Genomic DNA, 13,466 nt, shown 5'->3' on the forward strand with positions numbered 1-13,466 from the left:
AATTAATTATAAAAAATGATTCTGCAATCAATAAAATTCAAGTATTATTGATTGCAATAAAACCGATTCTCAAAAACAGGGCATATTACTTGAAAAACCTACCCTTATCCGGACGTGTACAACGCATCAAACCCTCCCCTACCCTGGCTATTACAGCACGCGCTGCTGAATTACGCGCTGCTGGACAAGATGTTATTGGTCTTGGTGCTGGAGAACCCGATTTTGATACCCCTGACCATATCAAGGCAGCAGCAATACAGGCTATCAATGATGGCTTCACCAAATATACCGCAGTGGATGGAACCGCCTCACTCAAGCAGGCCATTATAACCAAATTCAGCCAGGATAATGGCCTTCAATACACCCCGCAACAGATTCTGGTCTCCTGTGGTGGTAAACAAAGCTTTTATAACCTGGTACAGGCCCTGTTAAACCCCGGCGATGAAGTCATCATCCCCGCACCCTACTGGGTATCCTATCCTGATATGGTGCGTCTTGCCGATGGTGAGGCCGTTATTCTACTCGCTGGAATCGAGCAAGACTTCAAGATCAGCCCACAACAACTTGAGGCCTCGATTACCGACCAGACTCGCCTGTTTGTCATCAACAGTCCATCTAATCCCAGCGGTGTTGCCTATCGCCGGAGTGAGCTTGAAGCCCTGGGCGAGGTACTACGCCGTTACCCCAAAGTGCTGATTGCCAGCGATGACATGTATGAACATATCTGGTGGAAGGATGAACCCTTTAGTAACATACTGAATGCCTGCCCCGACCTGTATGACCGCACCATCGTCATGAATGGTGTCTCCAAGGTCTATGCCATGACCGGCTGGCGTATTGGCTACGCAGGCGGCCCTGCCACGCTTATTCAGGCAATGAAAAAGGTACAGTCACAAAGCACTTCCAATCCAGCCTCAATCTCACAGGTTGCCGCTCAGGCAGCACTCGAAGGCGATCAATCCTGTGTCCAGGTAATGTGCAAGGCCTTTAAGCAACGTCATGATTATGTCCTCAAGGCATTAAACAAGATGGAAGGCGTTCATTGCCTACCCAGTGATGGCACCTTTTATGCCTTCCCGGATATGAATCCATTAATTGAACAACTCGATGGCATCAGCAATGACGTCGATCTGGCTGAGGCCATACTCAATGATGTCGGTGTCGCACTGGTGCCGGGATCAGCATTTGGCAGTAATGGGCACATGCGTCTGTCCTTTGCCACCTCATTAGAGGCTCTACAGGATGCCTTACAACGAATTAATCGCTTTATCGAACAGCGATCGAGATAAATAGTATTCAGGGAACACACAAAGACTCAGGGAGGAGTCAATATGCCACATCATCAACACCATCAACGGGCTGTCAGCCTGATTGAGCTATTAATCACCATTATCATCCTTGCTATCCTCACTGGTTGGGGCGCTAGTAGCTACACTCAAATTCTACATAACACCCGTATGCGTACCAGCGTTGCAGACTTTCATAGCAGCCTGCAATACGCCCGGAGTAGCGCGATACGACTGGCATCCTATGTCATCCTCTGCCCTAGCCGGGATCAACAATATTGCAACAATACCAGTGACTGGAGCAACGGCTGGATTGTGTTCCATGACCTCAACTACAATCGAATACGCGAGACCGATGAAGATATATTACATACCGATAACGCCCTGCCCGAAAACATCTTCATGCGTTCCAGTAGCGGCCGAAAACGCATACGCTTTCGCCCCTCAGGCATGAGCTATGGTGCCAACAGCTCCTTTACCTTTTGTGATCGTTCATTACAAACTGAACCACGCGTGATCTGCCTGTCTAATAGCGGCCGCGCACGTATCACCGATAAACGCTGTAATGGGGCAAAGATTGGATGTCCCTGATGAAACTGAGGTACAGATAAGGATTAATTTTAAAAAATTATGATTTAGTCATCAATTTACCACCTAAATCTATTGCCGATAACGCCATAATCCAGTATTATCTCGACCTCGCAAGAGCGCAATTCCCTGATAGCTCAGTTGGTAGAGCAAATGACTGTTAATCATTGGGTCCGTGGTTCGAGTCCACGTCAGGGAGCCATACAAAACAAAGGCTTAGCATTTCGCTAGGCCTTTTCTAATGGTACCACTGTTAGAATTGCCACTTTGAGTATAGGCTTATAAATTAAAGTGTCAGGATGATTCAGCAGGTAACATCTTGGCATTTACCCATTGGATACTTTTATTAGCTTGCAGTTGGAGAAAGTATAATAGCGGCATTTAAACCATCCACAAGCATTTGCACTCCTATTACCGTTAAAATAAGCCCCATTAAGCGAGTAATTATTCCAAGCCCACTCTCACCTACTGCAGAGAGTATTTTCGAGCTAAATATAAAACAAAAAAAGGTGATAACACATAACACCGCAAATGAAAAAATTGTAACGACAACTTCCATCCACCCTCCAGTCGCCGAATAATTCATAGCCGTTGCTATCGTTCCCGGCCCCGCAAGCAAAGGAACGGCCAAAGGCGAGACCGCTATATTGGCATCAGATCCATCTTCAACCGTATGTAACTTTGAGTTTGTACCCTTAAGCATATGGTATCCGATAAGAAACACCAGGACACCTCCAGCGATTCGTAGTGCGGGAAGGGTTATTCCAAACAGATGAAAAATCAACTTCCCTAAAACTGCAAATAGTAAAATAACCACGAAAGTTATAATTAGAGCCTTTATTGCAATTTTTCGCTGCTCGCTTTTATTTCTGTCACCCACCAATCCAAGGAAGACCGTTGTGTTTGCAATTGGATTCATAATTGCAAAAAAGGCCATAAAAACCGATATAACATGCCCTAATAATGGGTTCATCTTGCCCTCACTTTCATTATTCTATCCCATCTTAACCCCACTACATTGATCAGGATAACATCAATGCCTTCATCTTCTCCGCATCGGGTCGTTCCACCACTCCCTTCTCGGTCACGATCACATCCACCAGGGTAGCCGGGGTCATATCAAAGGCAGGGTTCCATGCCTCAGCCCCGGTAGCGGCAATCACTTGTCCAGCGGCCTGTAACACTTCATCGGATGCCCGTTGCTCAATGGGGATCTCATCGCCATGCGGTAAGCTCATATCAATCGTTGAGGTTGGTGCCACCACCATAAACTTTACCCCATGATGACGTGCCAGGATCGCCAGGGAATAGGTGCCGATCTTGTTGGCCACATCACCATTACCGGCAATGCGATCCGAACCGACAACTATCCATTGAACTTTACTCTGCCGCATCAGATGCGCGGCAGCACTATCTGCTAACAGGGTTACCGGGATACGCTCATGCACCATCTCCCAGGCGGTCAATCGAGCCCCTTGTAACCAGGGTCGGGTCTCATCCGCATAGACCCGTTGTAAACCACCCCGCTCCCAGGCCGCTCGAATCACACCCAGGGCAGTACCATACCCTCCCGTTGCCAGTGCTCCGGCATTACAGTGCGTTAATACTGCAGAACTATCACCCAGCACATCAGCACCCAATTGTCCCATGCGATAATTAGCCTCAATATCCTCATCATGAATCGCTTGTGCCTCAGCCAATAAAACAGGCACAGGATTGCCCCCGATGGCATCAAATAAAGCCGACATACGTTTAATTGCCCAGAATAGATTCACCGCCGTTGGCCTGGACTGTGATAACAGCTTAAGATCATCCTCGACCCATTGCCGCCAACAAGAGGGATCTTGCTCATAACGCACACGCGCCGCAATCACCACCCCGAAGGCAGCGGTAATACCAATCGCCGGTGCACCACGCACCACCATGTCACGAATCGCATTCGTCACCGCAGTAAGCGTCGTCAACGTCAGCCATTCCTCAGACTGCGGCAGGCGTCGCTGATCCAGCAGATGCAGCGCATCGTCCTTCCAGATTATCGGTCGAATGGTGTCATACGCCTGCTTCATATATACCGTACCTTTTGTGCATTATCTGTAGGTTGATGGACTTATGGGGACAGTATACCTATTCCCCTTTTACGAGCACGTTCGGTTGAGGTTCGTGGAACTCTTCGAGGGGACACAGCAGATAAAGCCTGCTATGTCCCCGGCCTGTGCCAGCCTAAAATCATACACCTACCCGCATCACATTGAACCGGGGACATAACTGACCGTACAGACCAATATAATAATGTAGCGCAATATAATAAATTCAAGTAATCTGATTATCCCTTATTCATCGAATACATACCACTATGCAAGTCAACACACTGATTCACGCACGCTGGATTATCCCGGTTGAACCGGATGACCGAGTACTGGAACACCATAGCCTAGCCATCAAGGACGGACGTATTGTCGCCATCATCCCAAGTCAGGAGGCACGCGAACAATACCAGGCCGACACCACTATTGAACTCAACGATCACGCCCTGATCCCTGGCCTGATCAATGCCCACACCCATGCTGCAATGAACCTGTTGCGCGGTCTCGCCGATGACCTGCCACTGATGGACTGGTTAAATAAGCATATCTGGCCAGCCGAATCGCGCTGGGTTAATGAGGAGTTTGTACTTGATGGCAGTGAGCTAGCCATTGCCGAGATGTTACGCAGTGGCACCACCTGCTTTAATGACATGTACTTCTTCCCCAATATCACTGCACGGGTAGCGGCACAGGCGGGTATCCGCGCTATGGTCGGTCTGATCGTACTGGATTTCCCGACAATATGGGCAGAGGATGCCGACCAGTACATTGAAAAAGGTTTACAGGTGTTTGACCAATATAAGGATGACAACCTGATCCATACCGCCTTCGCACCCCATGCACCCTATACTGTATCCGACCAACCACTGCAACGCATCCAGACCCTGGCCGATGAACTCAATATCCCGTTACATATACACCTGCATGAGACCATTAGCGAGATACAACATTCACTGGAACATTACCAGCAACGACCACTCGCTCGATTACAACAACTGGGATTAGTTTCACCACAGTTGATCGCGGTACACATGACCCAGCTTGAAGAGGATGAAATCACCTTAATGACTGATTATCAGGCTCACGTTGTTCACTGCCCAGAGTCCAACCTTAAACTCGCCAGTGGATTCTGTCCGTTACAAAAATTAATCAAGGCCGGGGTCAATGTGGCATTAGGAACCGATGGTGCTGCCAGCAACAATGACCTCGATATGCTTTCCGAGATGCGTAGTGCTGCACTATTGGCCAAGGGCGTTGCCAACGATGCCAGTGCGGTACCCGCCCATCAGGCCCTGCGCATGGCAACCATCAATGGTGCCCGCGCACTGGGGCTGGATCAGGAGATTGGTTCATTGGAATGTGGCAAGTGGGCTGATATCACTGCCATTCAACTCGATGATATTGAAACCGGGCCGGTATACAACCCGATATCACAGTTGGTCTATGCGGCTAGTCGGGACAAGGTTAGTGATGTCTGGGTCAACGGCAAACACCTGTTAAAAGAACGTCAGCTAACCACTCTGAACAGCGATAAAATAATACACAAGGCACGGGCATGGCGTGATAAAATCGCTCAATGAACGAACAAACCACGCACAATGTCGACCCGGAAGAAGTCGCCAAGTTTGAGGCTATGGCCTCACGCTGGTGGGATAAAGAAAGTGAATTCAAACCCCTGCATGACATCAACCCTCTGCGTCTTGATTTTATCGATCAACACGCGAATGGAATTGAACATAAAAAAGTCATCGACGTTGGCTGTGGTGGCGGCATCTTGTCTGAATCTATGGCTCTACGCGGTGCCCAGGTCACCGGTATTGACATGGGTAAGTCACCACTCACCGTAGCGCGTCTGCATCAGATCGAAACCGGGGTTGAGGTCGACTATCAACAAACCACTGCCGAGGCCTTTGCCAGCGATCATCCACAACATTTCGACGTCGTCAGTTGTATGGAAATGCTAGAACATGTCCCTGACCCTGCCTCGGTTATCCAGGCCTGTTCACAAATGACAAAACCCGGCGGCAGGATATTCTTCTCCACCATTAACCGTAATCCAAAGGCCTATATGCTAGCGATTATTGGTGCCGAATATATCCTCGGTATGCTCCCTAAGGGCACCCATGACTACAGCAAATTTATTCAGCCATCTGAACTTGATCGTTGGGCTCGCGAGGCAGGGCTACAACTAGAAAAACTTGCTGGCATGACCTACAACCCGCTTACACGGGAATACAAGATTGAACACAATGTGGATGTAAACTATCTTGTCTGTTACCGCAAAGACTAACATCAAGACCGTTCTGTTCGATCTGGATGGTACCTTGCTTGATACCGCACCGGATCTCGCCTTCGCCCTCAACCAGTTGCGGGCAGAACGGCAGCTACCTACATTGGCTTTTGACAAAATCCGTCCACTGGTCTCTCACGGTGGTGCCGCCCTGATCCGGGGTGGTCTTGATATGAATGAGACAGACCCTGAGTTTGAGCCTTGTCGCCAGCGCCTACTGGATATCTACCAGGACAATCTGATCAATAAAACCCGCTTATTTCAAGATATGGACAAGGTATTAAACGCACTGGAAAACGCGCAAATAAAATGGGGGGTCGTCACCAATAAACCCGCTCGTTTCACCTTACCTATTATGCGGGGTCTGCAACTCGATAGCCGTGCCAGCAGCATTGTCTGTGGTGACACTCTGAATCGTAACAAACCTCATCCAGATCCGATACTACTGGCCTGCCAACAAAGTGATAGTACACATACAGAGTGCGTCTACATTGGTGATGCCCAACGTGATATTGAGGCAGGAAGAAACGCCAATATGCCTACCCTGGTAGCGTTGTTTGGTTATCTAGATAAAGATGATCAACCGGATACCTGGCAAGCAGATGGCATGTTAAACACCCCATTGGACATCCTTGACTGGTTACAAATCAAGGCATAAATATGCATAAGCAACGCATAAAAGAGTCTTACCAATGGTGTCAGGATCAGGCCCGTAATCATTATGAAAACTTCCCGGTCGCCTCTATATTATTACCAAAAAAACTACGCAGACCCATATCAGCAATCTATACCTTTGCGCGCTGTGCAGATGATATTGTGGATGAAGGTAATGATAACTGTCAGCAAAGAACCTACAAGATTGACCAGATGCAGATCCAGTTAGAAGAGATCAAACAAGGGAAACCGCAACAGGAAATGCTCTTTATTGCATTGGCTGATAGCATTAATCAACATCAACTTCCCATCAGCCTGTTCCATGATCTACTCGATGCCTTCCGTCAGGACATTAACAAAACCCGTTATCAGAATTATATCGAGGTAATAGATTATTGCCGCCGCTCAGCCAACCCCATTGGACGACTTATGCTGCACCTCCATCAGCAGGCCAGCCCGCAAAACCTGGTCTGTTCTGATGCTATCTGTAGTGCCTTACAGCTCATCAACTTTATGCAAGATATCCACGATGATTTATATGATCGTAACCGTATCTATCTACCACAAGAAGAGATGGAACACTGCCGCGTTACCGAAGACATGCTTATCAATCAGCAAAGCAATCACTCCATGCACAAGTTATTAACCCTACAATATAATCGAATTCAGCAACTACTGGAGACAGGAAAACCACTGCTCAATAAACTGCATGGCCGCTTTGGGCTGGAAATTCGCCTGATTTATGCCGGTGGCAGCTGCATATTCAACCATCTACACCGACAGAAAGCCAACCTCTTTAGCCAACCCCGACTCAAAGCGAGTGATTGGGGATGGATGATATGGCATGCAATAACGGTATAAAAAAGCTACACTACCCCTATGACACCTGACGAGTATTGCGCACAAAAAACCATCAATAGTGGCTCCAGTTTTTATTATAGTTTTCGCTTTCTTCCCTCGAAACAAAGGCAAGCCATCATGAGCTTGTATGCTTTTTGCCGTGAGGTGGATGATATTGTCGATGAATATAATGAAATTGAGATTGCACGCAAAAAACTCGACTGGTGGCGACAGGAGATTGAAGCGCTGTATCAAGACCAGGGACAACACCCCGTTACCCAGGCCATGCACAAGGTGTTCATAAATAAGCCGCAGTGTAAACAATATCTACTTGAGCTCATTCAGGGTATGGAGATGGATCTCGATATCAATCGTTATCACACCTTTGATGAGCTGTATCAATACTGTTATCGCGCTGCCAGCACGGTAGGCCTGCTGGCCGCAGAGATATTCGGTTTCAAGCATCCGGAAACACGCGAATACGCTATCAAACTAGGCATATCTCTGCAACTAACAAATATTATCCGTGATGTACGCGAGGATGCCGCACGCAACCGCATCTATCTGCCTGCGGATGAACTGGCACGCTTCCATGTCACAGAAGATGACATTCTTAATTACCGCAACACCCCGGAACTACAATCCCTGCTGGCATTTCAGGCGCAACGTGTCGTACAATTTCACCATGAGGCAATGACCTCACTGGCAACAACGGATCGCTATGCACAACGCACTGGGCTTATTATGGCCGCCATCTATCTATCGACTCTCAAGGAGATAGAACTCGATGGTTTCCAGGTCATGAAACACAAGATACGGCTAACCCCGCTCCGCAAGATATGGATTGCCTGGCGCACGGCCTGGCAGGAAAGACGTTACCACAAAAACAACCACTACCCCGAGATCGCTTCCCATGCCGAAAACCAGAAATAAAACCAAGCCCGTTTGTGTCGGTATTATCGGTGGTGGCTGGGCCGGACTAACCACAGCGGTTGAACTCGCCAGCAATGGCATGAAACCCATTGTCATTGAATCTGCTCGCCAACTTGGTGGACGCGCACGCTGTGTGAAATTCAATGATCTACGTGTTGATAATGGCCAGCATCTACTCACCGGGGCCTGTAGCACTCTGCTTAATACACTGGATACCATTGGCATCAATGAAGAGGATGTCTTTCAACGGGAGCCACTCCAACTGCTGGTTAACGCGAGTAACAATGAATATCTAAAACTATCCACGCCATCGCTACCGGCACCTTTTCATCTGCTGATCGGGATGCTCTCAGCCAGGGGCATATCGCTACTGGAACGCGTTCAGTTATTACGCTTCGGCAGCCGGATTGTACAGGATAAGATTGCATTGGAAACGGATGTTAGCGTGCAGGCATTACTCCTTGCACAAAAACAGTCCGCTCGACTGGTACGTCTGCTATGGGAACCTCTCGCCATTGCCATCCTCAATACTCCGATCAAAGATGCCTCGGCACGTATCTTTATCAAGGTTTTGCAGGAAAGTTTTAGCGGTGCTGCCAGCAATACTGAATTTCTGTTTCCATCGGTTGATCTTAGTCGGCTATTCCCAATCCATGCGCTGGATTACATCGAACAAAACAATGGCAAGATCATACTCAGTGAGCGTGTCTCACAGATCGACCAGCATGAAGAATATTCTTTTAGCTTGCATACCAACAAACAGGTTATAGCTTGCGATCATATCGTCATTGCTACTTCACCGGACAATAGCAAACGATTACTGGAAAACTTCCCGCGCATGAACCCAAGCTCTGAGCGGATTGGTCAACTGGGTAACCTGCCTATTTGCACCATCTATCTGCGTTATCCTACTGACATAAAACTCTCCACCACAATGATCGGATTATTGTATGGTCACAGCCAGTGGGTTATTGACCGTGCCGTATCAGGACAACCAGGACTCATGTCAGTTGTAATCAGTGGGCCAGGAAGTCACATGGAACTGGATCCCGATGAATTGGGCAAGATCATCAGCCAGGAGATTGCCGAGCAGTTCCCGCTATGGCCAGCCCCGTTGGAGATTATGGTCATTCGTGATAAAAGAGCTACCTTTGCAGCCACTACTGGCGTTGATCAAATTCGTCCAAAAAATAAAACCGCAATCAGTGGGCTCTGGCTAGCCGGTGATTACACCGATACAGGGTTGCCTTCTACCCTGGAAGGGGCCATGCGGAGTGGTAGCCAATGCGCACAACAGCTTATTGATACCCTGAAACCCATACATCCTATATAATACAGTTCATGAAAATACCTGAAAACTGGAAACCACAAGAAAACTATCTAAGCGAACATGTCATCCTGGTAACAGGAGCAGCACTCGGTATTGGTCGCGCGGTATCATTGGCACTAGCGGCTCATGGTGCCACCATCATCTTGCTGGATAAAGACATCCCCGGTCTGGAATCTATTTATGACGAGATCGAGCAGGCGGGTTATCCCAAACCCGCTATCTATCCAATCAACCTTGAAGGGGCAACTCCAACCGATTACCAGACACTGGCCGACACCTTGAAGGAAGAGTTCGGACGACTGGATGGTCTATTACACAATGCCGCTCACCTGAGCGCACTGACACCTATCGAGCACCTTGAGGTTGAGGAGTGGTATCAATCCCTGCAAGTCAACCTGAGTGCGCCATTATTACTCACCCAAGCCTGCCTGGAACTATTAAAAGCCACCAAAGACAGCAGCATCCTGTTTACCAGTGATGCCATGGCCAGCAAAGGTCGCGCCTATTGGGGGGGCTATGGAATTGCCAAGGCGGGGATTGAAAACCTGAGTCAGATACTGGCCGATGAACTGGAAGAAAACACCAGCGTTCGGGTCAACACTATCAATCCCGGCATCGTCCATACTCGCCTACGCGTTCAGGTCTATCCGGGTGAAGACTCCAGCACTCTGAGCAAACCAGAGGATGTTGTTATGCCCTATCTTTATCTATTCGGTTCGGATAGCAGAGATATTAACGGGCAACGTTTTGAGGCACAGGGATAAAAAACAGCGTGCCAACGGTCTATTTCGAAGGTCCTTTTTGCAACCTGAAAATCATTCAGAAAAATAACACCCTTCATTACATTGATTTCGTCAGTCAGAGCGATGCACTTCAAACCACCCACGATCAACTACTCAAAGAAACCTTGAAACAGATCCGACAATACCTAAAAAACGCAGACTTCCCCTTTGATTTACCAATAAGCCCACAAGGCACGGAGTTCCAGCATAGAGTATGGGCTGCCCTGCAAAAAATACCCGTTGGCAAGGTTAAGACCTACGGTGAACTTGCAAAGGAACTACATAGCTCACCTCGGGCAATAGGCAATGCCTGCCGCAGAAACCCCATCCCGCTGATTATTCCCTGCCATCGAGTCATATCCGCGCAAGGTATCGGCGGCTTTGCAGGACAGACGCAAGGAAGCAGGATCACCATAAAACAACAACTGCTACACCATGAAGGGGTTAATCCATTATATTGACATGGATACCCTTAGCTTCCAGTGCATCCGCCCGTGTTTGTATGTAACGTTGAAAACTGGGTTCAGTCTTATAGGCTCCGGATAACACATAATCCATTGAAGACTGTAGATGAAAGGACTTTAAATAGGCCTCAGTTCTAAATACTTCTAAACCCTGACGATCAAAGAAAAGCATACTAGGGGCATACTTCACATCGAGTTGCCGCGCCCAATCAACGACACTCATCTCACGACCATTACGCAGGCGAATCATCTCCTCAGACCACATATCCAGCAACATCACATCAAACTGTTTAAATAAAGACACACTCTCCTTGCGTTGCAGGATATCCCCATGCAACTCATCACAGGGACTACAATCACGCTGTTCAAACAACACCAGCAATGGTTTACTGGTGCGCTTACCCAGATCATATGGTGGCAATAAATAACGATCATCATGGTACAACTCACCCGTTGACGGCAATGGATTTAATGCACTAAAGTAATCACGAAAACCTTGTTTCTGCCAATACCCACCAGCAACATAATCCAGCACGGCACGAAATTTATGCGGTGGATAATAACCATTCATGCGCATCACTGGCCGACCATCCTTATTCAAAAAGATCAATGTCGGTGTAAACATCACTCTGGCACTCTTGGCAAACTCTTTCTCCGTCGTCTCGTTTCCCTGTAGATCAATCACATCCTTATCACCCCATAGATTAATCGCAATCACATCAAACTTCTGTTGTGTGAATTCAGCAATCTCACGCAAACTAAAATTCACCTCTAGTAATTTTTTACAATAAGGGCAACCGTCCTGATAGAAATAAAGCAATACCTGTTTACCCGCCTGATCCGCCTCAGCCACATCCTCCTTCAAATCCAGAAAAGACAGTTTGAACCACTCAGGTTGCTCATGATAACCAGGGTTCACCAACCCCTCATCAAGCGTCTCCTCTGCATTGACAGAGTACGGCAGCATCCACATCAACAATATATATACAAAAAGGTTTTTCATCACAATTCACGCCTCTAACCAATAGCAACACTGATAACCATACTACAACACTAGGACTTTGCACGAAAAACCACTACAGCATCCGGATAATACAGGCATGCAAGAAAATGCCAGGGCGGTAAACTTTTTCCGTCACAACAATAAAACAAGGCTCTAATAATCGGCAAAAAAATGACGCGTATAAAAATTAATATATTTAATGATATGATTATAAAGGATAAAAAAAATAATCTTCGTATTGGCATGATTATCGCATAAGTGATAACAGCAAATAAACTCAGGAGAGACAACATGGCAGGTTCATTACATAGCATTGAAGGATCAATGGCACGACGTGACCGACGTCGGTCACGAACCCCCTATCCCTATGTTTCGGATGATTCATTCAATATTACGCTTGCCTTGCAGGAAACTCTGGATATTGAACAGATTATTGAAATATTCCATGAGCATGCAAACACACATGTAAGCCATGATGCCCTTGAATATCATAATCCCGAACTGAATATTGATATCAAGGCGGGAACGCCTGCCAACCATGCCTGTACTTATCATCTCAACCTGGGCAATAAACCCATGGGACGACTGGTATTCAAGAGACGCAAACGCTTCGTTGAAGAGGATCATGAGCAACTGGAAAACATATTATCCAGCTTGCTCTATCCTTTGCGTAATGCCCTGCAATACAATGAGGCATTGCAACTGGCTCAAAAAGATCCCCTGACAGGCACATTTAATCGCGCCACCCTGGATGACTCAATACAACGAGAGATCAATACAGCCCGGCGCCACAACACCCCTTTATCAATGATTATGCTGGATATTGATCACTTTAAAGGCATCAATGATAACTACGGTCACAGTATTGGCGATCAGGCATTAAAAAGCGTTGCCAATGCCGCACAAGAATGTATCCGTAATACCGATATGTTGTTCCGCTATGGTGGTGAAGAGTTTCTCATTGTGGCACGTAATACTGATTACGAAGGTTGCCAACAACTTGCCGAACGTATCCGTCAACAGATAGAACAAGACAAATGTGTTATTGCAGGAAACACCATCAATGTCACGGCTAGTTTGGGCATCAGCACGCTGAATAAGGAAGATACTCAAGATACATTGTTTTCACGCACGGATACGGCACTCTACCAGGCAAAAAACAATGGTCGAAATCAAGTGCGGGGACTGGACTAAACACTCTTACAAAGACGA

14 protein-coding genes and 1 tRNA gene are annotated in these 13,466 nt (G+C 47.3%); 12 read left to right on the forward strand and 3 right to left on the reverse strand.

Annotated features, from left to right (window positions below; translation table 11 throughout):
* Window positions 1-89 precede the first annotated feature (89 nt).
* The 3 genes from GXP22_09085 (at window position 90) to GXP22_09095 (ending at window position 2,076) form a co-directional block, all read left to right on the forward strand.
* Window positions 90-1,289 (forward strand): pyridoxal phosphate-dependent aminotransferase, encoded by a 1,200-nt coding sequence (locus GXP22_09085; protein NOX09620.1) that lies wholly within the window; start codon window positions 90-92, stop codon window positions 1,287-1,289.
* A gap of 42 nt (window positions 1,290-1,331) precedes the next feature.
* Window positions 1,332-1,877 carry a prepilin-type N-terminal cleavage/methylation domain-containing protein gene (locus GXP22_09090; GenBank protein NOX09621.1) on the forward strand — a complete coding sequence of 182 codons (546 nt, stop codon included), beginning with the start codon at window positions 1,332-1,334 and terminating at the stop codon, window positions 1,875-1,877.
* Window positions 1,878-2,000: 123 nt separating this feature from the next.
* Window positions 2,001-2,076 (forward strand) — tRNA-Asn (locus GXP22_09095).
* A 144-nt stretch (window positions 2,077-2,220) separates the two neighbouring features.
* Here the strand turns inward: GXP22_09095 and GXP22_09100 are convergent.
* Together GXP22_09100 and mtnA are read right to left on the reverse strand one after the other, a co-directional pair.
* Window positions 2,221-2,847 carry an NAAT family transporter gene (locus tag GXP22_09100; GenBank protein ID NOX09622.1) on the reverse strand — a complete coding sequence of 209 codons (627 nt, stop codon included), beginning with the start codon at window positions 2,845-2,847 and terminating at the stop codon, window positions 2,221-2,223.
* 49 nt (window positions 2,848-2,896) lie between these two features.
* Window positions 2,897-3,940 (reverse strand): S-methyl-5-thioribose-1-phosphate isomerase, encoded by a 1,044-nt coding sequence (gene mtnA, locus GXP22_09105; protein ID NOX09623.1) that lies wholly within the window; start codon window positions 3,938-3,940, stop codon window positions 2,897-2,899.
* A 287-nt stretch (window positions 3,941-4,227) separates the two neighbouring features.
* Between mtnA and GXP22_09110 the strand changes: the two genes are divergently transcribed.
* From GXP22_09110 to GXP22_09145, 8 genes are read left to right on the forward strand one after another with little or no spacing between them, the layout of a single operon-like run.
* Complete coding sequence (locus GXP22_09110; protein ID NOX09624.1) at window positions 4,228-5,538, forward strand: TRZ/ATZ family hydrolase; 1,311 nt, start codon at window positions 4,228-4,230, stop codon at window positions 5,536-5,538.
* On the forward strand, window positions 5,535-6,248 hold the full coding sequence (gene ubiG, locus GXP22_09115) for a bifunctional 2-polyprenyl-6-hydroxyphenol methylase/3-demethylubiquinol 3-O-methyltransferase UbiG (GenBank protein NOX09625.1): 714 nt from the start codon (window positions 5,535-5,537) through the stop codon (window positions 6,246-6,248). The genes GXP22_09110 and ubiG overlap by 4 nt, the downstream gene beginning before the upstream one ends.
* A 1-nt stretch (window position 6,249) precedes the next feature.
* Window positions 6,250-6,906: an HAD-IA family hydrolase gene (locus GXP22_09120; protein NOX09626.1), complete on the forward strand. Its 657-nt coding sequence runs from the start codon at window positions 6,250-6,252 to the stop codon at window positions 6,904-6,906.
* A 2-nt stretch (window positions 6,907-6,908) separates the two neighbouring features.
* Window positions 6,909-7,763 carry a squalene synthase HpnC gene (hpnC, locus tag GXP22_09125; protein NOX09627.1) on the forward strand — a complete coding sequence of 285 codons (855 nt, stop codon included), beginning with the start codon at window positions 6,909-6,911 and terminating at the stop codon, window positions 7,761-7,763.
* An 18-nt stretch (window positions 7,764-7,781) separates the two neighbouring features.
* A complete protein-coding gene (gene hpnD, locus GXP22_09130) occupies window positions 7,782-8,675 on the forward strand; it encodes a presqualene diphosphate synthase HpnD (GenBank protein NOX09628.1) in 894 nt (297 codons plus the stop codon).
* Window positions 8,656-10,008, forward strand: coding sequence for an NAD(P)-binding protein (locus GXP22_09135; protein NOX09629.1), 1,353 nt, complete (start codon window positions 8,656-8,658; stop codon window positions 10,006-10,008). The genes hpnD and GXP22_09135 overlap by 20 nt, the downstream gene beginning before the upstream one ends.
* 8 nt (window positions 10,009-10,016) lie before the next feature.
* Complete coding sequence (locus tag GXP22_09140) at window positions 10,017-10,769, forward strand: YciK family oxidoreductase (GenBank protein ID NOX09630.1); 753 nt, start codon at window positions 10,017-10,019, stop codon at window positions 10,767-10,769.
* Window positions 10,766-11,248, forward strand: a complete 483-nt coding sequence (locus tag GXP22_09145; protein NOX09631.1) for a methylated-DNA--[protein]-cysteine S-methyltransferase — start codon at window positions 10,766-10,768, stop codon at window positions 11,246-11,248. Before GXP22_09140 ends, GXP22_09145 begins: the two co-directional genes overlap by 4 nt.
* Here the strand turns inward: GXP22_09145 and GXP22_09150 are convergent.
* On the reverse strand, window positions 11,232-12,254 hold the full coding sequence (locus tag GXP22_09150) for a thioredoxin fold domain-containing protein (GenBank protein NOX09632.1): 1,023 nt from the start codon (window positions 12,252-12,254) through the stop codon (window positions 11,232-11,234). The genes GXP22_09145 and GXP22_09150 overlap by 17 nt on opposite strands.
* A 291-nt stretch (window positions 12,255-12,545) precedes the next feature.
* Between GXP22_09150 and GXP22_09155 the strand changes: the two genes are divergently transcribed.
* Entirely contained in the window at window positions 12,546-13,448 is a 903-nt protein-coding gene (locus tag GXP22_09155; protein ID NOX09633.1) for a GGDEF domain-containing protein, read from the forward strand.
* Window positions 13,449-13,466 lie beyond the last annotated feature (18 nt).

Source organism: Gammaproteobacteria bacterium, from assembly GCA_013151035.1.
In the GTDB taxonomy this organism is placed as follows: domain Bacteria; phylum Pseudomonadota; class Gammaproteobacteria; order JAADJB01; family JAADJB01; genus JAADJB01.

Bases quoted from the DNA above. Each gene is read 5' to 3' on its own strand.
- mtnA (NOX09623.1), bottom strand. From the start codon at position 3,940: ATGAAGCAGGCGTATGACACCATTCGACCGATAATCTGGAAGGACGAT.
- GXP22_09110 (NOX09624.1), top strand. From the start codon at position 4,228: ATGCAAGTCAACACACTGATTCACGCACGCTGGATTATCCCGGTTGAA.
- GXP22_09155 (NOX09633.1), top strand. From the start codon at position 12,546: ATGGCAGGTTCATTACATAGCATTGAAGGATCAATGGCACGACGTGAC.
- GXP22_09135 (NOX09629.1), top strand. From the start codon at position 8,656: ATGCCGAAAACCAGAAATAAAACCAAGCCCGTTTGTGTCGGTATTATC.
- GXP22_09100 (NOX09622.1), bottom strand. From the start codon at position 2,847: ATGAACCCATTATTAGGGCATGTTATATCGGTTTTTATGGCCTTTTTT.
- hpnC (NOX09627.1), top strand. From the start codon at position 6,909: ATGCATAAGCAACGCATAAAAGAGTCTTACCAATGGTGTCAGGATCAG.
- GXP22_09140 (NOX09630.1), top strand. From the start codon at position 10,017: ATGAAAATACCTGAAAACTGGAAACCACAAGAAAACTATCTAAGCGAA.
- GXP22_09150 (NOX09632.1), bottom strand. From the start codon at position 12,254: ATGAAAAACCTTTTTGTATATATATTGTTGATGTGGATGCTGCCGTAC.
- GXP22_09090 (NOX09621.1), top strand. From the start codon at position 1,332: ATGCCACATCATCAACACCATCAACGGGCTGTCAGCCTGATTGAGCTA.
- hpnD (NOX09628.1), top strand. From the start codon at position 7,782: ATGACACCTGACGAGTATTGCGCACAAAAAACCATCAATAGTGGCTCC.
- ubiG (NOX09625.1), top strand. From the start codon at position 5,535: ATGAACGAACAAACCACGCACAATGTCGACCCGGAAGAAGTCGCCAAG.